Genomic DNA, 23,844 nt, shown 5'->3' with positions numbered 1-23,844 from the left:
GCTCTACTGGCTTACATCGGCACACTGTTGAGTTCTCAAAGAACACACGCACACCGCACAACCTATCAGCTACTCGCTGACAGCTTGTCCCGGGGCTTGATTGTCCTGGAAGCTAGTTTTTCCTTCGGGCGCCCACTCTACCACCTACTGGCGGGAGCTTGGTTCGCGGCCCTTCCGGCGGCCCGTTCCCGGTTATTTCCGGGGCCGTTCCGCGCTGGCAGAGAGAAAGTTACTCAGGGGCGAATGAGAAGTCAAATCGGCTGGTCAGGGGCGGTTTGGTGGATTACGGGAGGCTGCTGACCAGCAGTATCCGGCGGCAAAGTCAGGTGATGCCGAACGAGGACGGTTTCGGAGACCGCCAAGGCGGTGCAGATAGGCAGTGCGAGCCGCCAGTGCCGGCCGGTTCTGCCCTGCTGCCGAGTTACCGGTGGGAGCGCCCCAGCCCGCGGGTGCGTTCCGGACGTGCCGGCACTCGGTGGCCGATAGCATCCGGAGCAGGTTCGGCGAGGGGAAAGCTTCGATGAGCGAGAAGGCGGCGCGGCCGATCGCCTGCACCATCACCACCGCCGCCGGGATGCCCGCGGCGCGCGTGCTCGCCGGTTCCTATCTGGAGTGGAACCCGGGGCATGAGTTCGTCATCGCGGTGCTCGACGGGGACCGGGGCGCGCGGCAGGCCAACGGGGTCCGGGTGGTCGGCTGGGACGGGTTCGGGCTCGACGAGGACAGCTACCTGCGGCTGGCGACCGCGTTCCCGGCGGCCGAGCTGCGTACCGCGCTGGTGCCGTTCCTGCTGCGCGCGTTGCTGACCAGGACCGATCTGGTGACCAGCCTGAGCAGGGACAGCAAGGTGTTCGCGCCGTTCGTCCGGCTGGCCGATCTGACCAGGGCACACGGCGCGGTGCTGCTGCCCAGGTTGCTGGCGCCGCTGCCCGAGGACGGACGTTCGCCGAGTGAGGCCGAGGTGCTGGCCGGTGGCGTGTTCGACCCGGCGTTCCTCAGCGTGACCGGGCGGGCCGGGGCGATGCTGGACTACCTGTGCGAGCGGGTCGGGCGCAACGCGGTGAGCGGGGACGACCGGTGGCCGCGATGGACCGATGAGGTCGTGGCCTTGTTCCCGCACGTGGTGCTGCGTGATCCCGGGGTCGGGGTCGGGCACTGGAACGCCGGGCAGCGGCCGGTGACCGCGGATGTCAGCGGGACCGTGCGGGCCAGTGGCGAGGTGCTGCGCACGTTCGTCTTCAGCGGGTACCGGCCGGAGCGGCCGTGGCTGCTGGCCGATCTGCCGGGGCGGCCGCGGGTGCTGTTGTCGGAGCAGCCCGCGGTGCACGCGCTGTGCGAGACCTACCGGGGTGAGCTGCTGGCCGCGGGCTATCGGCCGGACACCCCTGAGCTGTGCAAGTTCGACGAGCTGCCGGACGGCACGCCGTTGACGCCGCTGGTCCGGGAGTTGTTCCGGGCGGAGTGGGGCAAGGCGGCGGCCAAGCAGTTGGCAGGCAAGGGGGCAGAGGTCCCGCCGCACGCGTTCGGGCCGGACAAGGGCGGCGCGTTCCGGGACTGGCTGGCTGGGCCGGGCAATCCGACCCAGGCGCACTCCGGGCTGAACCGCTGGGTGACCGCGATCTGGGACAGCCGGGTCGACCTGCGGGTGGTGTTCCCCCGGCCGACCGAGGGTGACAACGAGGCCTACCGGCAGTGGTGCCGGGGGGTGGCCACCGCCGAGCACGACCTGGCGGCGTGGGCGGTGCCGGAACCCGCGCTGGAGCGGCCGGCGCCGGTGGCCGAGTTCGGGGTGAACCTGCTGGGGCACCTGACCGCGGAGCTGGGGGTCGGCGAGCTGGGCCGGGCCCTGCACAAGGCGGTGCACGCGGCGGGGATTCCGACCGCGACCGTGGTCGAGGACTTCCTGGTGAACAACCGGACCGCGATCGAGCGGCCGACCTCGCTGGGCGCGCCGCGGTACCCGCTGAGCGTGCTGTGCATCAACGCCGACACCACCACGCTCGCGGTGGACCTCTACCCGCAGCTGTTCCACCAGCGGTACCGGATCGGCGTGTGGTCCTGGGAGCTGGACGAGTTCCCGCCGAGCATGCACAAGGCGTACGAGCTGGTCGACGAGATCTGGACGATCAGCGAGTTCTGCCGGGCGGCGATCAGCGCGCACACGGACAAGCCGGTGAAGGTGTTCCCGATCCCGATCAGCGACCCCGGTCCACCCAACCGCGGCCGCAGGCTGCCGGGTGCGCCGCTGCGGTTCCTGTTCGCCTTCGACTTCAACAGCATCGCGGCGCGGAAGAACCCGTGGGGGCTGGTGGCGGCGTTCCGGCTGGCCTTCCCGGCGGATCCGGACGTGCGCCTAGTGGTCAAGGCGATCAACGGCGAGCTGCACCCCGGTGCGGCGGAGCGGTTGCGCACGCTGATCGGCGACGACCCGCGGATCGAGCTGATCGAGCGGTATCTGTCGGTGGCCGAGCTGGCCGCGCTCTACGACGAGAGCGACTGCTACGTCTCGCTGCACCGCTCGGAGGGCTTCGGGTTCACCGTGGCCGAGGCGATGATCCGCGGGCTACCGGTGATCTCCACCGACTACTCGGGCACGGCCGAGTTCCTGGACGCGGTGACCGGCTTCCCGGTGCCGTTCGAGTTCACCCAGGTAGGTGAAGGCTGGGAGCCGTACCCGCCGACGGCGCGCTGGGCCGAGCCTGATCCGGCGGCCGCGGCGCGGGCCATGCGGCGGGTGGCGGATGATCCTGAGCACGCCGCTGCGGTGGGCCGGGCGGGGCGCGAGTACATTCTGCGTACCCGCACCGTGTCGGCCGCTGCGAACTGGGTGCGCGAGCAGCTCGAACAGGCGTACGGCGCTGCTCAGCGACGAGGCGCCTGATTCGCGCCGGTGGGCGCAGGGTCACGACTTGGCAGCGGCATACACCACTGACGATGGCATCGGCACAATATGCCGCGTCTTCTTTACCCAGTGGAAGGGGGTGCCAGGGTGACCTGGCATGACGAGCTCCGCAAGCTCGACGAGGGTCTGGCCGCCGGCCTGATCTCCGCCGAGGAGTACCGCGCTCGCCGCGATGAGTTGCTGTCGGCGGCGGCCGGGGCGGGTGGCTCACCCTCCTTCACCCCACCGGGTGGTCAGCAACAGAGCATCGACAGCACCCAGGTGATGCAGCCGATCCGGGACAACACCCCACCGCCGGGGAACCCGGAGGCCACCCAGGTGGTGGCCAACGGCGGCGCGGAGGCGACCCAGGTGGTGCGCGGCTGGCAGCCGCAGCAGCCCCCCGCTGGCGACGCCGACCGCACCCAGGTGGTGCCGAACGCGGGTGGGCAGCCGGGCTTCCCGCCGCCGCCCCAGCAGCAGCACCAGCAGCCGGGTTTCCCGGCCTCGCCGCCGAGCGGGTTCCCCCCGCCGCCGCAGCCGTTCCCGCAGCACCAGCAGCAGCCTCCGCAGCAGCAGCCGCAGACCCCGTGGGGCGATGAGTCCAACGCGGCCCCGCCGTGGGGTGGCGCCGGCGACCTGCCGCCGCTGCCGCCTGCCGGCAACGAGGCGTGGATCCGGCAGGGGCCGGAGGTGTTCGGCGCGCCCTCGGGCAAGTCCTCCAAGGTGCTGCCGATCATCGGCATCGTGGTGGTGCTGGCGCTGGTCGGCGCGGGGGTGTGGTTCTTCGGCTTCCGCGACTCCGGTGGCGGCGACCCGAGCAACACCGCCTCCTCGAACACCTCCAGCGCGGCGCCGACCACGACGACCACGCAGAAGCCGTTCGAGGCGCTGCCGCCGGGGCCGGGCGCACCGGACCCGAAGAGCCGGGTCTACGACGCGGGCGGCCTGCGCGCCGCCGAGCTGCTGGCACCCAAGGAGATGGACGCCATCGAGCCGCTGGCCGCCGGCGACATCAGCTACAAGGGCAGCACCAACGAGCCGTTCCAGTACTCCACCTTCGTGATCGAGACCAAGGACGCGGCCGCGGCCAAGGAGCTGCAGACCAAGCTGATCGACTTCGGCAAGGCCGACGGCCTGGTCAAGGGCGAGGTCGGCGGGCTGGCCAAGGGCGGCGAGATCCTGCAGTTCATCGACGACGCGCGGGCGCTGTACCGGATCGTGTGGACCTCGGGCAACAAGGTGATCCGGGTGAACGTGGCCCAGGTCCCGTCGCCGCCGCAGGGTCCGGACCGGGACGCGAAGCTGGTGCCGCAGTTCCACGCGCTCGCGGTGGCCGCGGCCGGCAAGTTCCCCGGCCAGTGAGTGACGAGGTAGCCACGGATCGGCGTGCGGAGCCGCGGGAACGCGGTGGCTTCACGCCGATCTCGCAGGTCGAGATGGCCGCACCGGAGTGGCTGCGCCGGATCAGCTGGCCCGCGGTGCTCATCGGGGTCTTCGGCGTGCTGCCGGTGCTCGGCGCGGTGCTGGAGATCGCGGGCGCGCCGCGGCTGCACTTCGTGGACTACTGGTACCTGCTGACGCAGATCACCAACGACGACGGTTCGCTGATCCCGCGGGCGATCCTGCAGTACCACAACGAGCACCCGATGTTCGTGCCCGCGCTGCTGTTCTGGCTGGACGCGAAGTTCCTCGGCGGCAGCAACCACGCGCTGGGGATCGTGACCGCGGTGTTCGCCGTGGGCATCGTGGTGGTGCTGAACCGGATGCTGCCGCGGTCGCTGGAGGTGGTGAAGCGGTCCGCGCTGACGGTGGCCTTCGCCTTCCTGGTGTTCTCCACCAACGCCACCGAGATGTTCGGCCAGGGCATGAGCGGGGTGTCCTGGATGCCGCAGTTCTTCTTCGCCACGCTGGCGGTGCTGCTGGCCCAGCGCGGCCGCCCGGTGTGGTCGGTGCTGGCGGCGCTGGCCGGATGCGCCTGTCACGGCACGGCGTTCGCGGTGTTCCCGGCGCTGGCGCTGGTGTTCTTCCTGCGCGGGGACAAGGCCCGCCGGGTGCTGTGGCCGCTGGCGATCGGGCTGGTCGTGGTGGTCGGCTGGGCGCTGACGGTGAACCGGAGCTGGAAGTCCTCCGGCTCGCTGCGGGCCGATGACTACCTGGCGATGGCGGCGGGCACGATCGGTCAGCTCTGGTCGGCCAAGACGCCGGAGATCGCGGTGGCGATGGGCGCGTTCACCGCGGCCGGGATCGTGACCGCGGTGATCCTGCTGCTGCGCAGGCGGGCCACGGGCGCGGTGGACGCGCCGGTGGCGGGCTGGGCCGGGCTGGGCACCTACATCCTGGCGGCGGCGATGATGATCGGGCTGTCCCGGGCGTTGCTGGGCATCGGGGTGTCGCTGGCCGGGCGGTACGCGGAGATCGCGGCGCTGGCCGCGGCCGCGTTGCTGACCCTGGCGGTGCTGTGGTTCCCCGGCTGGTCGGTGACCAGGGTGAGCGCGGTGGTGCTGGCGGTGGCCGCGGTGACCTACGTGATCGGCAATGGGCAGGCCGGGATCCAGCGGCACCTCTACGACGACCAGAAGGTCGCGGCGGTGGCGATGCGGGTGAACGCGCTGACCGAGCTGGCCCGGCTGCGGATTCCGGCCGCGGTTTTGCCCGCGGCCAAGGGCATCGGGGTCTACCCGTTCAACTCCGACTTCACGCTGGGCTGTGGGCCGGGCCGGGAGCTGGGTGACCAGGTGGCTGCGGACAAGATCGAGGAACTGGCCAATCCCGCCCCTGACCTGCCCAATGTCGGCAACATCGACAGCGGGCCGGTGCGCGGGGACGCGGCGATCAGCGGCTGGGCCCTGGTGGCCGAGCGGGCGGTGGACTGCGTGCTGGTACTGGACTCCTCGAACCGGATCGTCGGTGGCGGTGGAGTGGGCATCCGGCGGCCGGACATCGCGCAGGCGCTGCTGGTGGATGAGCAGAACAGCGGGTTCATCGCGGTGGCCGCGCCGGGGGCGAGCAATCCCCGGGTCGTGGTGTCATCGCGCGGCGCGCTGTTCCACGTCGGGGCTGTGACCGCGAAGGCGGGCTGAGTGGTGAGCGGGGACAACGAAGTGCTGTGGCGCGGGCTGCTGGCCCCGCTGCGGCTGACCGCGGAGGCGCGGCTGGTGCAGGTCGGCCCGGAGGGGCTGGCCGAGGGCGGGCCGTTCGATCTGGCGTTGCTGGACGGTTCGCTGGAGCACACCGCGGCTCCGGCCGGGCTGCTCGGCCAGGTGGCCGGGCAGTTGGCGGCCGAGGGCGTGCTGGTGCTGGCGGTGCACAACCAGCTCGGGCTGGGTCAGCTGCTGGGCAAGGCCGATCCGGTGCGGGAGCGGATGTGGCTGGGCGCGGCGGACTATCCGGGCCGTCCGGGGCCGCGGACCTGGAGCCGCCGGGTGCTGGCCGGGTTGCTGGACGGGGCCGGGCTGACCGCGCAGCGCTGGTTGCTGTGCTATCCGGACCACGTGCGGCCGCGGGTGCTGGTGGACGGCGCGGTGTTCGAGCGGGAGGACCGGCTGGAGCTGGTCGACAAGCTGGTGCGGGATCCGTTGCTGGGCGCCGCGGACGAGCAGCTGGCGGCGGCGCCTGGCCGGCGGTTGCACCAGTTGGCGCTGGCCGAGGGTTTCGCGGCGGCGGTGGCGCCCGCGTTCCTGGTGGTGGCCGGGCGGACGCCGGAGGCGGTGGCCAGGGTGGCCGCGCCGGGGCTGGCCTGGCTGGTGAACCCGAGCAGGCAGCCGCGGTGGCAGCGGGCCCGCCGGTTGAGCGCGGACCTGGTGCTGGAGACGATCGAGGGCACCGACAACACCGAGGGCTGGTTGCGGCAGCGGGTGGTGCCTGCCGAGCCGTGGTTGCCGGGGCGGTGCCTGGACACCGAGTTGCTGGCCGCGCTGGCCGCCGGTGATCTGGACCGGGCAGGCGGGCTGCTGGGTCTGTGGTGCCGGACCTGTCTGGCCCAGGCGCGGCCCTTGTCCGCCGAGGACCTGCGGCATCCGTTCCTGCCGGGCCGGGTCGGGGTGCCGGTGCTGCCGCCGGACTGCCTGGACGTGCACCCGGGGAACCTGGTGCTGAGTCCGGACCGGGAGGTGCGCCGGATCGACCTGGAGTGGGAGGCCGGGTCGGGGGTGGACGCGGAGCTGGCGTTGTTGCGCGGGCTGCGCGAGTTCGCCAGGGAGCTGCGGGATTCCGGGGCGCCGCATCCGTGGCCCGCGGAGACGAATCTGCAGAAGTTGTTGTTCCGGCTGGCTGATCTGTGCGGACTGGGTGGTCCGGCGCGGCAGCGATGGGTCGAGCTGACCTCGGCCGAGGCGTCGTTGCAGGAGCTGGTGTCGGGGGCGCCGCGGGATCAGGTGCTGGCGACGCTGGAGGCGGACGCGGTGCTGCCGGGCCGGCCGCGGGTGTGGGAGTTGCCGCCGGGGCTGGGCGAGGTGGGCCGGGCGCTAGCGGCCAAGGAGCAGGCGGAAAAGACGGCCCGCTCGCTGTGGACCGATGTGGAGGCGCTGCGCCAGCAGATCGCGCACCGGCAGGCCGAGCTGACCCAGGCGAGGGCGCAGGCCGAGGAGCTGCGGGCGGAGCTGACCAAGGAGCACCAGGCGGCCGAAGAGGCCTTGCGGGCCGCGGACGCCGAGCGGGAGTCGCTGCGGCAGGAGCTGGCGCGCACCCAGGACGAGCTGGTCGAACTGGACAACCGGGTGGGCAGCGCGTTCGCCGGGCTGGCCGAGGCGACCGAGGATTTCGAGCAGGTGCGCGCGGAGGCGGACGCGGCGCGGGCGGATGCGGCCGGGCAGGCCGGCGCCAGTCAGCAGCTGCGGGACCGGCTGGCCCGGACCCGGGCACGGCTGGACGCGCTGGAGGGGTCTTCGCTGGTGCGGGCCGGGCACCGGTACGTGTGGCCGGCGGCGCGGGCGGCCAGGGGTATGCGGGATCTGCTGCTGGGCCGGGGCGGGGCCGAGCCGGACAGCGTGTTGCGGCGGGCCAGCCGGTACGCGCCCGCGCTGACCCCGTTGCTGGCCAGGCGGTTGCGAGTGCGCGAGGGCGCGGCGCGGGAAGCCGGGCTGCGGTTCGCGGTGGACGTGCCGGGCGAGCCGGTGCACATCGGGCGTGGTCAGGTGGTGGATCTGGCCGGCTGGGCGGTGCACGCGGACCTGCCGGTGCGGGCGGTGTGGATCAAGGCTGACGGGCGGATGTGCCCGGCGAACCTGGGTTACCACCGGCCGGTGGTGCGCCGGGAGCTGGGCGCGGCCGGGTGGCATGTGCCGGAAGGCAGTGGGTTCCGGGCGCGGATTCCGTTGCCCGCCGGGCCGACCCGGCATGACCTGCCGCTGGAGCTGATCGTCGACCTCAGCGACGGCACGCGGTTGCACCGGGCGCTGCCGGGCCTGCGGACCAGGGCCGAGGTGGGGATCCGGCCGGTGCGGGTGGAGTGGCCGGGTACGGGTCCGCGGGTGGCGATCTGCCTGGCGACCTACCACCCGGAGCGGCGGTTCCTGGCCGAGCAGCTGGATTCGATTCGCAAGCAGACCCATGACAACTGGGTGTGCGTGATCTCCGACGACGGCACGGATCCGGCGGCGCGGAGTGTGCTGGCCGAACTGACCGAGGGCGATCCGCGGTTCGTTGTCGTCGAGCACGAACGGAACGTGGGCTTCTACCGGAACTTCGAGCGCGCGTTGCGGCTGGCGCCGTTGGACGCGGACGCGATCGCGTTGTCGGATCAGGACGATGTGTGGGATCCGGACAAGCTCGCGGTGCAGCTGGAGCGGCTGGCCGATCCCAAGGTGCAGCTCGTGTACTGCGATATGCGGCTGATCGACGATGACGGCAAGCTGATCGCCAAGACTTCGTGGGACAAGCGGCGCAACCAGTGGCGCGAGCTGGACGCGCTGCTGATGCTGAACACGGTGACCGGGGCGGCCTCGCTGGTCCGGGCGGACCTGGTGCGGGAGCGGGTGTTGCCGTTCCCACCGGGCACGCCGACGGCCTATCACGACCAGTGGATCGCGGCGACGGCGTTGTCGGTCGGCGCACTGTCCTTTGTGGACCGACCGTTGCAGTCCTACCGGCAGCACGGAGAGAACGTCAGCGGGTGGATGCTGCCGTGGTGGACCTCGGGTCTGCCGGGACCGGTGGGACTGGCCGAGCTGAGTCTGGGCATCGAGCGCGGGCTGACGCCGCAGCGGCGGGAGGAGCTGGAGCACGTCGTGGAGCACGAGCTGCGGCGGATCGCGCAGTTCGCGGCGGTGTTGCTGGCGCGCAACGGGGATCGGCTGGCTGCGGCGGATCGCGGTGAACTGGTGAAGCTGGCCGGGGTGGAGCGGCAGTTGTCGGTGCTGGTGGAGCTGGCGGCGCGCAATGGGAAGCGGCCGGAGACCGGTGGGACGGAGCGGTATTTCCTGACCGCGGCGTTGCGGTGGCATGCGTTGCGGCGGGCGCGGCGGCGGATGCCGGAGCGGACCGTGCCACCACTGGACTAGCGGGCGCAGGCGTAGGTCCTGGTGGGTGGGGCGATGCCGCAGTGGATGAGGACCTCGGCCATCGCGTTGCCGAACCGCGCTTCGGTGAAGTGGGTGGCGGCCAGTTCCAGCAGGGTGGCCTGGATGGCGGTCCACTTGGCGTCGTCGTCGAGCAGGCGCTGGGTCAGTTCGGCGAGTTCGGCCGGGGACTCGGCGATCAGGTGTCCGCGCAGGTCGCCGAGTGGAATGCCTTCGGCGCCCAGGGCCGTGGTGACGAAGGGCAGGCCGTGGGCCATGGCGTCCAGGAGTTTGGTCTGGGTGCCCGCGCCGCTGACGGCCGGGTTGACCAGGACTCGGGCGGTGCACAGGTAGGGGGCGGGGTCGGGGACCCAGCCGATGACGTCCACGCCGGGGGCACGCAGGGCGGCCGGGGCGTGTGCGCCGATGATGCGCAGGCGGGGGGCATCCAGCAGGGGCAGGACCTCGGTGATCAGGGTGCGCGCGGCCACCTCATTGGAGGTGGCGGTGGCGGCGAAGGCGCCGTAGAAGAGCAGGCCCTCGCGGCGGTCCGGGCCCGCGGGGGCCGGGGTGGGGTGCACCGGGTACGGGGCCAGGCGCAGGGTGGCCTGGGGGGCGTGGCGGGTGGCCCAGTCGAGTTCGGCGGTGCCGCCGACGGTGCTGAGTTCGGCCCAGGTCAGGGCTTTCTGTTCGGCTTCGCGCCAGGTAGCGGCCTCGGTGGCGCAGTGGCGGCGAGCGGAGGCGTCGGGGAGCACGGAGAAGCGGCGTTCGGCTTCGCGGTGCTGGAAGGTCTGGGTGTCGAACAGCCGGATGGCCTGCGGCTGGGTCCTGGCGACTTCCTCGGCCAGCGGGAAGCCGCGGGCGGAGAGGGCGACGATGACGTCGTAGAGTCCGGCGCGGTCGCGGCCCCAGGCGGTTGGATTGTCCACAATGGACACTTCGACGCCGGTGACGCGCAGGGCGGTGGCCTCGCCGTGGGTGGCCAGGACGGTGATCGCGGCCTCGGGGTTGGCCTGGCGCCAGTACTGGATGACCGCCCAGGCTCGTTGGGCGCCTTGGCCTTGGCTGGGGTCGGGGACCTGGTCGGCGGTGAGCAGGACCCGGTAGGGCGCTTGCTGGTCGCGTAGCCACCACAGGCGGTGCGGGTGTTCGTGCACGCCGACCGCGGGCGGTCGTGTGGCCAGGGCTTCCGGCCAGCGGCGGACGAAAACCTCGTGGTTGATGGTGGACAGCTCGATCGCACGCGGGGTGGTGCTGCTGCCGTGCCGGATGTGCCGGACCTGGGAGGCGGGTTCGACCCAGATCTGCCAGCCCAGTGAGCGCAGGTGGAACTGGAGGTCGGTGTCCTCGAAGTAGGCGATGTGGAACTCGGGGGAGAAACCGCCGGTCTCCCAGAACGCGCGCCGTCGCATGAGCAGGCAGGCGGCCGAGGAGTAGTCGGCCGAGCGCGGGTACAGCGGGGAGAGGTCAACGTCGCCGTCGCCCCAGCCGCGGCTCCAGCCGTCGCCGCCGATGACGCTGCCCGCTTCCTGCAGGCGGCCGTCCGGGAAGACCAGCACCGAGCCGACCGCGGCAGCTGCCGGGGTGGCGTCCAGGCGGGCGAGCAGCGGCTCGAACCAGCCGGGGGTGACCTCGACGTCGGCGTTGAGGAAGCAGATGAGTTCGGTGCGGGCGTGCTGGACGCCCAGGTTGCAGCCCGCACCGAAGCCCAGGTTCTCCGGCATCCGCAACACGGTCGCGCCGGTCAGGTTGGCTTCGAGCCATTCGCCGGTGCCGTCGGGGGAGGCGCTGTCGACCACCACGACCTCGTACGGGCCGGGAGTGTGCTCGGCGAGGGTGTCCAGGCAGCTGGTCAGCATGTCCTTGCCGTTGTAGCTGACCAGCACGAAGGTGACCCTGGGGATGGCGGTCACGGCTTGCGGAGCTTTCCGTAGGCGTCCCTGGCCGGCTGGGCCCAGCGCATGAGTTTGGTGTTGCGCAGTGCGGTGAGTTCCTTGCTGTCGGCGGCCAGCCGGTCGATCTCGGCGGCCAGCGCGCGGTGCCGCTCGGCGAGTTCGGCGTGCAGCCTGCGTTCCTCGGCGAGTTCGGCGCGCAAGGACTCCAGGTCCGCGTCCGGTTCGCTGTCCTGCCAGCTGTTGGTGAGCTGTTCGACCAGGCGCTGGCGTTCGATGAACATCCGTTCGCGCAGGGCGGCGTTGGCCGCGCGCAGCGCGCGGTTCTCCGCGGCGAGGTCGCGGGTCGGCGCCCGGCCGGCGGCGGCGCGCTGGGCGGTTTCGGCGATGGCGTCGAAGTGCTCGATCACCGCCTGCCGCCGGGAGGCGACCGGTTTGAGCGCGGCGTGCACCGCGTCCATCAGCTTGTTCGCCCGGTCCGCGATCTGCTTGGTGGCGCCGAACTCCAGCACCGGCCAGCGCTGTTCGCCGGTGGGGTCCAGCAGCACCCAGCGGCGGTCCAGACCGGCCGCGGCCGCGGCGGCGTGCTCGTCTGCGGCGACCACCAGGCTCGCCCCGGCCAGCACCGCGATCCGGTCCTCCAGGACCAGGTCGGCGGGCAGCCGGTGACCGTCGAGGGCGGGCGCGTCCGGGCCGGTGGGCAGCAGCACGATGTGCTCGATGGCCAGGAAGTCCTGGATCTTCTCCAGCACCGCGGGCAGCGCGGCCAGCTCGCCTGCCAGGTCGGGGGTGAGTTGCAGGACCAGGTAGCTGCCCTCGGCGGGCAGGATGCGCAGCTTGCGCAGATCGCCCTGCCGGGTGGCCAGCGCGCCCGGACTGACCAGGCTGTCGGCCAGCAGTGCCGGGTGCGGCACCACGGCGACGTCCCATTGCAGCCCGGCGTCGGCGAGCCGGTCCCTGGACCGGATGTCCCGCACCGACGGGTAGGGCTGACCGGCGAAGGCCGAGATCAGTTGCGCGCTGGGCTTCTCGGCCACGCGCACCGCGCTGACCAGCACCGGGTGCTCACCGAGGGCGTGGGTGAAGAACTCCGCGCCGGGCACCGGAGCGCCGTAGAGACCGGTCAGGTCGGCGCCGAGCGGGAAGGCCGGGGTGATCACGGTGAGATCGGCGGCGGCCAGCGCGGAGACGCGGCGCGGCCGGTACTCGCCGAGCGGTTCGGCCACCAGTCCGCCGTCGGTGCGCAGCGGGCGGGTCCAGCCGAAGGGGGCGTGGAAGGAGATCCGCCAGTCGGGCAGCCGGGTGGACAGGTGGTACTCGGTGAGCCGGGGCAGCAGTTGGTCGCCGAGCCCCGGGAGGTCGGAGCTGCTCCACACCGCAAGCGCACCGATCGTTGGCGACGTGGGCTCCTGCACGTCCCGCACTTTATCCGAGTTGTGCCGGGCAGCCGGGCGAACCGGCAACTACCCTCCCGGACCGGGACAGGGGAGGTCCGATGAGACGACGTAAGTCGCTGTTGGTGGCATTGACCGTGGCGCTGGTCGCCGGTGGCGGGCTGGCCGGGGTGGCGGTGGCCGCGCCGGGGAGCACCTATTACGTGGACAACCGGCCGGGGTGCAGCAACACCGGTCCGGGTCAGCAGATCGCCACCCCGTGGTGTGATTTCACCCCGGTCAACGCGCGCGAGTACGGGCCGGGCGACCGGATCCTGCTGGCCAGGGGCGCGCGGTGGAACCAGCAGCTGAACCTGCGGGGCAAGGGCACCGCGACGGATCCGGTGGTGCTCGACGCCTACGGCAGCGGGCCGCGGCCGCACATCCGGCGGGACGGCCGGCCTGCGGACCGGGGTGTGCGGCTGGCGAACCCCTCGCACTGGCGGGTCGGCAACCTGGAGGTCAGCCACGCGGGCGCGGGCATCGTGGCCTACTTCGACCAGCTGGGCAACGAGGGCCTGACCATCAGCGACATCTTCGTGCACGACATCTCGGGTGTGCTGACCCAGCCGTGGCCGTGCAAGGACAGTGACGGGATCTTCAGCTCGGCCGGGATCGCGATCACCGGTCCGGCGCTGAGGTTCACCGCGGCGGAGTACGCGCTGAAGGACGTGCTGATCCGCAACATCGAGGGCACCCGGAACCTGGGCAGCGTCTCCTTCGACTGGTGCAACGGCCAGTCCGGTTCGGACGGACACGACGGCAACAGCCTGGTGCGCAACGTGGTGCTGGACGGGCTGAACCTGCACGACGACGCCGGTGCGGGCCAGGGCTGCCACGACAGCCTGCGGCTGGTGAACCTGCGGCAGGTCGTGGTGCTGAACTCGGTGTTGCGGCGTGAGGCGGGCTGCCCGATCCCGTCCGGGACGGCGGCGGTGTTCCTGGGCCGGGTCCTGGACATCCGGTTCCTGAACTCGATCGTGGCCGAGGTGCCGGACACCGGTTCGCCGGACCAGACCGGCTTCGACCACGAGATCGTCACCGATTCGGTGCGGCTGCAGAACAACCTGATCGCCTCGAACGCCGGTCCAGGGGTGGAGTATCTGGCCATCCACGGCCCGGCCGATCACAGCCGCGGGCACGAGATCTCCGGCAACCTGTTCCTGGACAACGCCAAGGCGAACCAGCCGGCGCACCTGGGTGGGATCGCCCGGATCCACCACATGATCAGGCCGACCGGGACCATCCGCGGCAACCTCTTCCACGAGCCGACCGGGTTCACCCGCAGCGCCGATGGCGGGAACTTCGACGGGTTCGACATCAGGGACAACGTCGAACTGCACTCGATCGGCGATTCCTTCCACGCCCCGTCCGCCTTCGCCGCGACCTCACGGGACGGCTGGTCCTACCAGCAGAGCGCGGACGGGTCGACCTGGCGCGAACTGCCCTTTGACCAGGTCAGCGGGCAATATCGCGGGACGGGCGGGGCCGCGGTGGAACGGTTCACCCAGACCCCGCCGGACTGCGCGGGCTGCTGGACCGCACGCACCTGGACCGCGCCGAAGGCGGGCACGATCAGCCTGCGCAGCCGGGCGCTGAAGGCCGAGGCCGGTGGGGACGGCGTGCGGGTGCGGCTCACCGTCAACGGCCGGGAGCTGGTGCAGCGGCAGGTCGGGCCGGCGGACCTGCACGGGGTGGAGCTGAACGCGGACCGGCTGGTGGTGGCGCCGGGTGACGTGCTGCGGTTCGAGGTCAACCCGGACGGGTCGAGCACGGCCGACCGGACCAGCTGGGCGCCCGCGCTCGGTTACCTCGCTGAGCCCTCGCGCTGGTGGCGGTTCGACCAGGACACCGAGGGCTGGCGGTTGTGGCACCAGCTGACCGGGTCGGTGCGGGACGGGGTGCTGACCATGGAGTCCGCCGGGAACGACCCGTTCCTGTTCTCCCCGGACAACCTCGGCCTGGACGCGGCGAGTCAGCGATTCGTGGAACTGCGGCTGCGCAACGGCACCCGGGGCACGGCCGCACAGATCTACTTCATCACCGAGGACGACCGGACCTGGTCGGAGGACAAGCAGGTCACCCTGCGGGTCGCGGCGACCGAGCGCACCTTCGAGGTGCACCGGCTGGATCTGGGCGCGCATCCGAAGTGGCGGGGACGGATCAAGCAGTTGCGGATCGATCCGAGTGTGGCGGCCGGGAAGGTCGAGCTGGACTACGTCCGGGTGGGCTGACCTCGGGTGGCGGCACCCCGGACGTAGATGAAGACTTCCTCATCTACGGCTCATCTGCGTCTGGGTGGCGTGGGAGAGGGTGGTGGCATGAGGTGGTCGGGGATCGGGGTGGCCGCTGCGGTGGCTGCCGCGGTGGCCGGCGCGGCGCTGGCGTTGTTCACGCTGGTGGGTGGGGTGCAGCCGCCGAACATCCAGCCTGAGGTGTCGGTGAGCGTGCCCGCCTATCTGCCGACCACCGGGCCGCCCCCGCCGACGCCGGGACCGCCCACCTCGGGACCGCCGACGACCCAGCCACCGCCGCCACGGACGAGTGTGGTGCCGCCGCCACCACCGGATGACGACGATGACGATGACGACGATGGCTAGGCCCGGGATGCCCGCGCGGGTGCAGATCATGGGCTGGCTGCTCGCGTTCATGGCGCTGGTGCTGGCCGTGGTGGTGGTCGTGGTGTGGCGGCTGCTGACCTCCGATGTGGAGAACCGGGTGAACCGGGGGCTGGAGCAGGAGACCAAGGAGTTCGCCGAATTCGCCAGGGCCGGGCGGGATCCACGGCCGGGCAGGGTGATCACCGATGCCAACGGGTTGCTGAAGGCGCACCTGCACAACAACCAGTACCCAGAGGACAACGAGGTGCATCTCGGCCTGACGGTGGAGGACACCGGCAGGGTGCACGTGGCCACCTACGGCGAGCCGCCGGTGAACCTGGCCGCGGATGAGCCGCTGCTGCGCGGGATCGTGGACGCGCCGGAGAGCTTCGGGTCAGTGCCGACTGCCGCGGGTGAGCTGCGCTGGGCCAAGGTGAAGCTGGCCGCGGCCGGACCGCACCGGGCCGCGTTTGTCACCGCGTTCTTCGTGGACCGGATGCGGGCCGGGGCGGACCAGACGATCCGGTTGCTGTTACTGGTGTCGGTGATCGGGTTCCTGTTGGCGGCCGGGGTGTCCTGGGTGGTGGCCGGGCGGATCCTGGCGCCGATCCGGACGGTGCGGCAGGCCGCGGCGGCGATCACCGAGCATGACCTGACCCGGCGGATCCCGGTGCACGGCAAGGACGACATCGCCGCGCTGGCCGAGCAGTTCAACGCGATGCTGGACCGGCTGGATCAGGCGTTCCGGACGCAGCGGCAGTTCCTGGACGATGCCAGTCACGAGTTGCGGACGCCGATCACGATCGTGTCCGGGCATCTGGAGCTGATGGGTGATGATCCGCGGGAGCGGGCCGAGGTGGTGCGGTTGTGCACCGATGAGCTGGACCGGATGAACCGGATCGTGCAGGACCTGTTGTTGCTGGCCAAGGCGGAGCGGCCGGACTTCCTGCGGCCGGCCCCGGTGTCCCTGCCCGAGCTGACCAGCGATATCGACGCCAAGGTGCGGGCGCTGGCGCCGCGGCGCTGGGTGCTGGAGTCGATGGCTGAGGAGGAAGTGGTGCTGGACGCGCACCGGGTCACCCAGGCGGTGGTGCAGTTGGCGCAGAACGCGGTGCAGCACACGGCCGAGGGCGATGAGATCCGGCTCGGGTCGGCGGTGCACGGGGAGAACGTGTCGTTCTGGGTCACCGATTCGGGGCCGGGTATCGCGGCGGCGGACCGGGCGGCGATTTTCGACCGGTTCGCGCGGGGTAGTTCTGGACGGAGTGACCGCAGTGGCGCCGGGCTGGGTCTGGCGATCGTGAAGGCGATCGCGGAGGCGCATCACGGGGTGGTGCGGGTGTTGTCCGAACCGGGGTCGGGGGCGACCTTCGGTGTCGAGCTGCCGTTGGTGGCCGTGGATGGGGAGGCGTCGTGGGGCGGATCCTGATTGCCGAGGACGAGCAGCGGATCGCCTCGTTCGTGGAGAAGGGGTTGCGGGCCAACGGGTTCAGCACCAGCACGGTCGGCGACGGCAATACCGCGCTGGACTACGCGCTGACCGGGGACTTCGACCTGGTGGTGCTCGACCTCGGGCTGCCCGGCCGGGACGGGTTCGCGGTGCTGCACGCGTTGCGGCAGGCGCGGGTGACCACGCCGGTGATCATCCTGACCGCGCGGGACTCGGTGCACGACACCGTGGCCGGCCTGGAGGGTGGCGCCGATGACTACATGACCAAGCCATTCCGGTTCGAGGAGTTGCTGGCCAGGGTGCGCCTGCGGTTGCGCGCCCCGGAGCGGGCGCCGGAGGTCACCGTGTTGCGTCAGGACGAGCTTTCGCTGGACCTGCGCACCCGGCGGGCGCAGATCCAGGGCCGGACGGTGGACCTGACCGCGCGGGAGTTCTCGCTGCTGGAGCTGTTCCTGCGGCATCCGGGGCAGGTGCTCACCCGCGAGCAGATCCTCTCGCACGTGTGGGGTTATGACTTCGATCCTGGCTCGAACGTGGTGGATGTGTACGTGCGAGCGTTGCGCCGCAAGCTTGGCGCGGAGTGCATCCACACCGTGCGGGGCATGGGTTACCGGCTGGGTGACTAGCTACTCCGGCTTGTTGCCGGTGGCGCTGCCGACAGTGAACGGGGTGCGGACCCCCTCGTAGCCCAGGTGCAGGGTCATCCCGTTGCTGGCGTGCAGCAGGTCGTGGCAATGGTCCATCCAGATGCCGGGGTTGTCCGCCTTGAACGCGACCTCCCAGGTCTCGCCGGGACGCACCAGCACGGTGTCCAGCCACAGCGGGCTGCCGGTGAACGGGGCGCCGTCGCGGCTCAGCGCGAGCACGTGGTGGCCGTGCAGGTGCATGGGATGGTCGTTCATGCCCTTGTTGCGGAAGGTCATCCGGACCAGGTCGCCCTCGCGGACCATCAGCATCGGCGCGTCCGGGAACACCCGGCCGTCCACCGTCCACAGGAAGCCGGGACGACCGGCGTGGAAGCCGACACCCTGGTCCAGGTCGACGGTGAAGTGCTTGGTGTAGGCCGAATCCGGGCCGAACGGGGTGGCCTTCGGCTTGCCGTAGCCGCTCAGGTCCAGTTCGGGCGCGTGTCTTGGCTGGTCCACTGTGGACACTCCGTCCGGGCTGAGCACCAGTGCGGTGCGGGTGCCGGGGCCACCGATGCGCACCGGGTGCGCCGGCATGGTGAAGTCCAGGTCGGCGCGGCCGCCACCGCCGAGGGTGATGGACCGGTCGCTGATCTCGCCGGGTTCGTTGAGGTCCTGGCCGTCCACCGCGGCCACCCGGAACGGGGCGCCGGCGAGGGTGAGGCGTTCGGTGCCGGAGTTGGCGTTGACCACGCGCAGCCGCACCCGGCGGCCGGGCTCGGCCTTGCGCACGTCCAGGCGGTCGTTCCAGTGGTGCACCAGCAGGGTTTCGTCGATCTCGGCGACCGGCCCGGTGGCGGGCTCGACCACCAGCGAGCCGAACAGACCGCGGGTGACCTGCTCGTTGGCCACCTGGTGCGAGTGGTACCAGTAGGTGCCGGGTTTCTCGGCGCGGAAGCGGTAGGTGAACTCGCCGCCGGGTTTGACCGCGTCCTGGGTGACCCCGGCGACGCCGTCCATCGCGTTGGGCACGTCCACGCCGTGCCAGTGGATGGTGGTCGGGGTGGCTTCGAGCCGGTTGACCAGCTTCAGCTCGATGGTCTCGCCCTGCTTCACCCGCAGCGGCAGGCCGGGCAGGGTGCCGCCGAAGGTCCAGGCGTCGACGAGTTGCCCGGAAGCCAGTGGAATGCGGGTTTCGTCGGCGACCACGGTGAACTGCCGGACTGGACCGGGGTACGGCCCGCCGATGAGGTCCTTGACGCTGCGGGTCGGGCCCGTGCTCGCGCCGTGGTGGGCGTGCGCGTTCATGGACAGCCGATCCGGGAAGGCGGACATGGTGCTGCCCACCGCACCGCAGCCGGCGGCCGCGACCACCAGCACCAGCGGGGCGGCCAGCCGGGCCCACGGCGACCAGCGGATGGTGCCGACCTGCCCGGTCAGCCGCCGGTGCCGCTGGTTGACGTCGATCACCACCACCAGTGCGACCAGCGCGAACACCAGTCCGGTGAGCCAGAGCGTGATCGTCTCCTGCACCACCAGGTTCAGCACCACCAGCAGTCCCCCGCTGACCGCGGCCAGCCGGGCGGGCAGCACCACGCCGGGTGCGGTGACCGCGAGTCGCAGGTCCGGAGTGGGTTCGACCGCGCGGATCGCCTGGTTGAGCACGGGCAGCGTGCCGCGGGCCGCCATGATCATCGGCACCCCGAGCAGGACCAGGGTGCGCAGCGGGCGGATGCCGAAGGCCAGGCCGTGGCCGAGCAGCAGGGCCGCGGGCAGCAGTTTCAGCGCCAGCAGCGCGAGCACGTAGTAGTAGCGGCGGCGGGCCGCGCGGGCGGTGCGGCGCCAGTTCCGCGCGTCCGGGAGCCGGCGCACGGCGCGGGCCCACAGCAGCAGCGGCGGCAACAGCAGCAGCGAAGTGGCGAACTCGAGCAGGAATCCCAAGGCGTACACGGTAATTGATGGTGGGCATCTGACCAGCGGAAATCGTCCGCCTGGGAGCGACACTGCGCCGTACGTCGAGGCGCTTACGGGGAAATCCCCACCGTGCCCCTAGTGGTCACCCCGAGCCGCTGCCACGATCAAGACCCCTGCCCTTTCAGCGTTGAGAGGTCACCATGCGTCGCTGTGTGCTGCTTGTCTGCGTCCTGCTGGGCGCGTTGCTGACCCCGACGGCCCAGGCCGCGCCGCCGGGCAACAAGGACGTGCTCGTGCACCTGTTCTCCTGGAACTGGAACTCGGTGGCGCGGGAATGCCGGGACTTCCTGGGTCCGCGCGGGTTCGGTGGGGTGCAGGTCTCGCCGCCGCAGGAACACGTGGTGGTCAACGGATTCCCGTGGTGGCAGGACTACCAGCCGGTGAGCTACGGGCTGAACACCAGGCGCGGCAACGAGTCCGAGTTCAAGGCCATGGTGGACTCCTGTCACACGGCCGGGGTCAAGGTGTACGCGGACGCGGTGATCAACCACATGTCCGGGCAGGACGGCGGTGGCACCGGCAGCGGCGGCTCCCGGTTCGGGCACTACGACTACCCGGGGATCTACCAGCACCAGGACTTCAACCACTGCGGCCGCAACGGCAACGACGACATCCAGAACTACCGGGACGCCTACGAGGTGCAGTTCTGCGAGCTGGTGAACCTGGCCGACCTGAAATCCGGCTCGGACTACGTGCGGGACCGGATCGCCGGGTACCTGAACAAGTTGCTGGCCCTGGGCGTGGACGGGTTCCGGATCGACGCGGCCAAACACATGCCGCCGGGGGACATCGCCGCGATCAAGGCCCGGCTGTCCCGGCCTGCCTACCTGTACCAGGAGGTGATCCCGGGCGCGGGCGAGCCGATCCGGCCGGAGCAGTACGCGGGCAACGGGGATCTGCTGGAGTTCCACTACGGCGAGGACCTGGCCCGGATTTTCAACCAGGAGAAGCTGTCCTACCTGCGCACCTTCGGGTCCACCCTGCCCAGTGGCAGTGCGGTGGTCTTCACCGACAACCACGACACCCAGCGCGGCTCCGGGGTGCTGACCTACCGGGACAACGCGCGGTACGCGCTGGCGAACGCGTTCATGCTGGCCTGGCCGTACGGCTCGCCGAAGCTGATGAGCAGTTACGAGTTCGGCAACAAGGATGAGGGCCCACCGGCGGAGGCGTCCGGGCGCACCAGGGACAGCGCGTGTTTCACCGACCGCTGGCGGTGCGAGCACCGCTGGCAGGTGATCGCGAACCTGGTCGAGTTCCGCAACGCGGTACGCGGCACCGGCGTGAACAACTGGTGGGACAACGGAAACGACGTGATCGGGTTCGGCCGCGGGGACAAGGGTTACCTGGTGCTCAACGACGAGAGCCCGGTGATCGGGCGCTCGTTCCAGACCGGGCTGCCCGCCGGCCGGTACTGCGATGTGGTGCACGGCAACTTCAGCGGCGGTTCGTGCAGCGGGCCGGTGTACACGGTGGACGGCGGCGGCTGGTTCCGCGCGGACGTGGCCGCGCAGGACGGGATCGCCTTGCACGTCAACGCGAAGCTGCCCTGATGATCCGCTCGATGCGCTCCACGTCACCGCGTTCGGCGGGCGGCAGTGGGGCGCCCAGCGCGGCCCTGGTCGCGGCGGCCCGGCCGAGCAGGGTCGCGGCCAGCTCCGGATCGGTGGCCGCGTGCGCCCCGGCCAGGCCCTCCTCGGTGAGCGCGACGGCGCGCGGATCGCCGATTTTCTGGGCCAGCTGGTGGCTTTCGGTGTGCAGGGCCAGTGCGGACGCGAGACCGCCGCGTTGTTCGGCGATGAAGCCGAGTTCGGTGAGGATCAGGGCCAGGCCGGGGCCGCCGTCCACCTCGCGGCACCAGTCGACCCAGCGCCGCAGGTGCGCCTCGGCCTCGTCCAGACGGCCCTGACGGCGGGCCAGCAGACCGAGGCCGACCTCGGCGAACTGCTCTCCCGCGGTGTTGCCGTGCCGCACCGCGACTTCGAGCGCGCGCCGGTGCAGGTCGGCGGCTTCGGCCAGGTCGCCGGTGAGCAGGGCGATCCGGCCGAGTCCGGCGAGTTTGGCGGTGACCGCGGTCCACAGGCCCAGTTCCTCGGCCGAGCGCAGGCCTTCGCGGTGCAGCCGGGCGGCGGCCGGGTAGTCGCCGGTGATCTCGGCCAGCTGGGCGAGTTCGCCGGTGGCCTGCGCCTGACCCCAGTGGTCGCCGAGCTGGGCGAACAGTTCGGCGCTGCGGGTGGCGTCCCGGCACATCGCGGCCAGGTCGCCCTGCAGCAACGCCTGGGCGGCGCGGGTGCTGAGCGCGGCGGCCTCGCCCCAGCGGTCACCGGTGGCCTCGAACTCGGCCAGGGCGGCCGCGTTGAGGCATTCGCTGATCGCGGGTTCGCCCTTGCCGAGCATGGCGTACCCGAGAAACCAGGCGGTTCGACTGTCCGAAGTGGACAGATCGGGTTGCGGAACCCCCGCGAGCGACTGGAATCCAGTGCGCCAGGACTGGATCCGGCTGCGCCGCACCGAGTCTCCGCCGGAGGCGCTGAGCGCGAGGTCGAAGGCGCGGACGGCCTCGGTGAAGCGGCCGCGCAGGAACCAGTACCAGGCCAGCGCGTCGGTGAGCCGCAGCGCTAGGTCGGCCTCGGCGCCGGCCAGGGCGCGGTGCAGGTTGGCGGTCTCCCGGTCCAGTCCGTCCAGCCAGCAGCGCTGACCCGGCCCGTGCAGCTCGGCCTGTTCGGCCAGGGCGAGGTAGTAGACCCGGTGCCGCTGCCGGACCGCGTCCAGCTCACCGGATTCGGCCAGTTTCTCCAGGCAGTACGCGGCCACGGATTCGAGCAGCCGGTAGCGCGGCCCGCCGGTGACCAGGGATCGGTCGACCAGCCGGGACAGCAGGTCCAGGACTTCCTCCGGGCGCACGCCGTCGCCAGCGCACACCGCCTCGGCTGCGGCCAGCGTGCAGCCTTCGGCGTGCACGGCCAGCCGGCTCAGCACCAGGCGTTCGGCCGCGGTGAGCAGCTCCCAGCTCCAGTCGATCATCGCGCGCAGCGTCCGCTGGCGGGTCGGTGCGCCGCGGTGACCGGTGTTGAGCAGCCGGAACCGGTCGTCCAGCCGGGCGGCGAGTTCGTCGACGCCGAGCACCCGGACCCGGGTGGCGGCCAGTTCCACGGCCAGCGGCAGGCCGTCCAGCCGGGCGCAGATCGCGGCGACCGTGCCGGTGTTGTCCGGGGTGAGTCGGAAGCCGGGCGCGCGGGCGGCGAAAAGTTCCACCGCGTGCTCGGTGGCCAAAGGCTGAACCAGGTGCTGGGTTTCCCCGGCCAGGCCGAGCGCTTCCCGGCTGGTGGCCAGGATGCGCAGGTCCGGGGCGGCACGCAGCAGCCGCTGGGCGAGCGCGGCGGCGGATTCGAGCACGTGCTCGCAGTTGTCCAGCACCAGCAGCATCCGCTTGCCGCGCACCGCGTCCAGCAGCCGGTCCGCGCTGGGCACGTCCTCGCGCACGCCGAGTGCCACGCTGACCGCCTCCTCGACGGCGGGTCCGTGCCCGGCCAGCTCGACCAGCCACACACCGTCCACAAAGGACTCAGAAGCGGCGGTGGCCAAGGCCAGGGTGGTCTTGCCGACCCCACCCGGCCCGGTCAGCGTGACCAGCCGCGCCGATCGCAGCAACGCGCTGACCTCGGCGCGGTCGGTGTCCCGGCCGATCAGGCCGGTGAGCGGGGCAGGCAGGTTGCCACGGCGGGTGAGTCCGGGGTCCTGGCGCAGGATCGCCTGGTGCACCGCGGCCAGCTCGGGGCCGGGGTCGGCGCCCAGTTCCTCGGCCAGCCGTTCGCGTAGTTCGGCGTAGCTGGTCAGCGCCTCGGCCTGGCGACCGGCCAGGTAGAGGGCGCGCAGGTGCAGGGCACGCAGCCGTTCCCGCAGCGGGTGTTCCCGCACCAGCGGGGTCAACTCGGCCAGCACCGGCTCCCCCGCACTCAGCCGGGCCTGCGCCAGGTCCTCGATCGCGGTCAGCCGGGCCTCGGCGAGCCGGTCGGCGTAGCCGCGGGCGAATCCGGCGTCCGGGAAATCGGCCAGCACCGGCCCGCGCCACAACGCCAGCGCCCCGGCCGGGTCACCGCGGTCGAGCAGGCCGGTGAACCGGTCCGCGTCCAGCGCTCCCGGTTCGACCCGCAGCAGGTAGCCGGGCGGGCGGGACTCGACCAGCTCCGCGCCGATCGCCCGCCGCAGCTGCCAGACCTTGTGCTGCACCGCCGCGGCCGGATTCGCCGGCGGCCGCTCGCCCCACAGGTCCTCGACCAGCCGGTCCGCCGAGACCACCCGGCCGGCGTGCACGAGCAGCACCGCCAGCAGCGCGCGGACCTTGGCCTCGGGCACTCGCAGCGGCGTGCCCTCCGCCGTCCACACCGCCAGCGGACCCAGCACCCCGAAACGCACAGCTCACGGTAACCCGCGAGGTGATCGAGAGAAGACCGAGAGTGCGACCCGGCACGGTGGCGGCACATCGACGAA

13 protein-coding genes are annotated in these 23,844 nt (G+C 71.8%); 9 read left to right on the top strand and 4 right to left on the bottom strand.

The window, feature by feature from the left end; translation table 11 throughout:
- The first annotated feature begins 520 nt into the window (after nt 1-520).
- The 4 genes from MZC64_RS45825 (at nt 521) to MZC64_RS49030 (ending at nt 9,381) form a co-directional block, all read left to right on the top strand.
- Nucleotides 521-2,881 (top strand): glycosyltransferase family 4 protein, encoded by a 2,361-nt coding sequence (locus MZC64_RS45825; RefSeq protein WP_247765952.1) that lies wholly within the window; start codon nt 521-523, stop codon nt 2,879-2,881.
- A 108-nt stretch (nt 2,882-2,989) separates the two neighbouring features.
- Entirely contained in the window at nt 2,990-4,246 is a 1,257-nt protein-coding gene (locus MZC64_RS45820) for a hypothetical protein (protein WP_247765951.1), read from the top strand.
- Nucleotides 4,243-5,964 (top strand): DUF2079 domain-containing protein, encoded by a 1,722-nt coding sequence (locus MZC64_RS45815; protein WP_247765950.1) that lies wholly within the window; start codon nt 4,243-4,245, stop codon nt 5,962-5,964. The genes MZC64_RS45820 and MZC64_RS45815 overlap by 4 nt, the downstream gene beginning before the upstream one ends.
- A 3-nt stretch (nt 5,965-5,967) precedes the next feature.
- The gene (locus MZC64_RS49030; RefSeq protein WP_308301140.1) at nt 5,968-9,381 is read left to right on the top strand and encodes a glycosyltransferase; all 3,414 of its coding nucleotides are present in this window, start codon (nt 5,968-5,970) and stop codon (nt 9,379-9,381) included.
- Here the strand turns inward: MZC64_RS49030 and MZC64_RS45805 are convergent.
- Together MZC64_RS45805 and MZC64_RS49025 are read right to left on the bottom strand one after the other, a co-directional pair.
- Nucleotides 9,378-11,291 carry a glycosyltransferase gene (locus tag MZC64_RS45805; protein ID WP_247765949.1) on the bottom strand — a complete coding sequence of 638 codons (1,914 nt, stop codon included), beginning with the start codon at nt 11,289-11,291 and terminating at the stop codon, nt 9,378-9,380. The genes MZC64_RS49030 and MZC64_RS45805 overlap by 4 nt on opposite strands.
- Nucleotides 11,288-12,685, bottom strand: a complete 1,398-nt coding sequence (locus tag MZC64_RS49025) for a hypothetical protein (protein ID WP_247765948.1) — start codon at nt 12,683-12,685, stop codon at nt 11,288-11,290. Before MZC64_RS49025 ends, MZC64_RS45805 begins: the two co-directional genes overlap by 4 nt.
- Before the next feature lie 80 nt (nt 12,686-12,765).
- Between MZC64_RS49025 and MZC64_RS45795 the strand changes: the two genes are divergently transcribed.
- The 4 genes from MZC64_RS45795 (at nt 12,766) to MZC64_RS45780 (ending at nt 17,379) form a co-directional block, all read left to right on the top strand.
- On the top strand, nt 12,766-14,937 hold the full coding sequence (locus MZC64_RS45795; RefSeq protein ID WP_247765947.1) for a hypothetical protein: 2,172 nt from the start codon (nt 12,766-12,768) through the stop codon (nt 14,935-14,937).
- Between the two features lie 87 nt (nt 14,938-15,024).
- On the top strand, nt 15,025-15,303 hold the full coding sequence (locus MZC64_RS45790) for a hypothetical protein (protein ID WP_247765946.1): 279 nt from the start codon (nt 15,025-15,027) through the stop codon (nt 15,301-15,303).
- Nucleotides 15,296-16,732: a cell wall metabolism sensor histidine kinase WalK gene (locus MZC64_RS45785; protein ID WP_247765945.1), complete on the top strand. Its 1,437-nt coding sequence runs from the start codon at nt 15,296-15,298 to the stop codon at nt 16,730-16,732. The genes MZC64_RS45790 and MZC64_RS45785 overlap by 8 nt, the downstream gene beginning before the upstream one ends.
- Complete coding sequence (locus MZC64_RS45780) at nt 16,717-17,379, top strand: response regulator transcription factor (protein ID WP_247765944.1); 663 nt, start codon at nt 16,717-16,719, stop codon at nt 17,377-17,379. Before MZC64_RS45785 ends, MZC64_RS45780 begins: the two co-directional genes overlap by 16 nt.
- On the opposite strand, the gene MZC64_RS45775 is transcribed toward MZC64_RS45780, so the two are convergent.
- Complete coding sequence (locus MZC64_RS45775; RefSeq protein ID WP_247765943.1) at nt 17,380-19,320, bottom strand: multicopper oxidase family protein; 1,941 nt, start codon at nt 19,318-19,320, stop codon at nt 17,380-17,382.
- A 173-nt stretch (nt 19,321-19,493) separates the two neighbouring features.
- Here MZC64_RS45775 and MZC64_RS45770 point away from each other — a divergent pair, with 173 nt between their 5' ends.
- Nucleotides 19,494-20,906, top strand: a complete 1,413-nt coding sequence (locus MZC64_RS45770) for an alpha-amylase family protein (RefSeq protein ID WP_247765942.1) — start codon at nt 19,494-19,496, stop codon at nt 20,904-20,906.
- On the opposite strand, the gene MZC64_RS45765 is transcribed toward MZC64_RS45770, so the two are convergent.
- Nucleotides 20,887-23,769, bottom strand: a complete 2,883-nt coding sequence (locus MZC64_RS45765) for a BTAD domain-containing putative transcriptional regulator (RefSeq protein WP_247765941.1) — start codon at nt 23,767-23,769, stop codon at nt 20,887-20,889. The genes MZC64_RS45770 and MZC64_RS45765 overlap by 20 nt on opposite strands.
- Nucleotides 23,770-23,844 lie beyond the last annotated feature (75 nt).

The organism is Crossiella sp. S99.2 (assembly GCF_023094165.1).
Lineage (GTDB): Bacteria > Actinomycetota > Actinomycetes > Mycobacteriales > Pseudonocardiaceae > Crossiella.
Note: the sequence above shows the minus strand (reverse complement) of the source record. Positions and strands in the feature narration are given on the sequence as shown.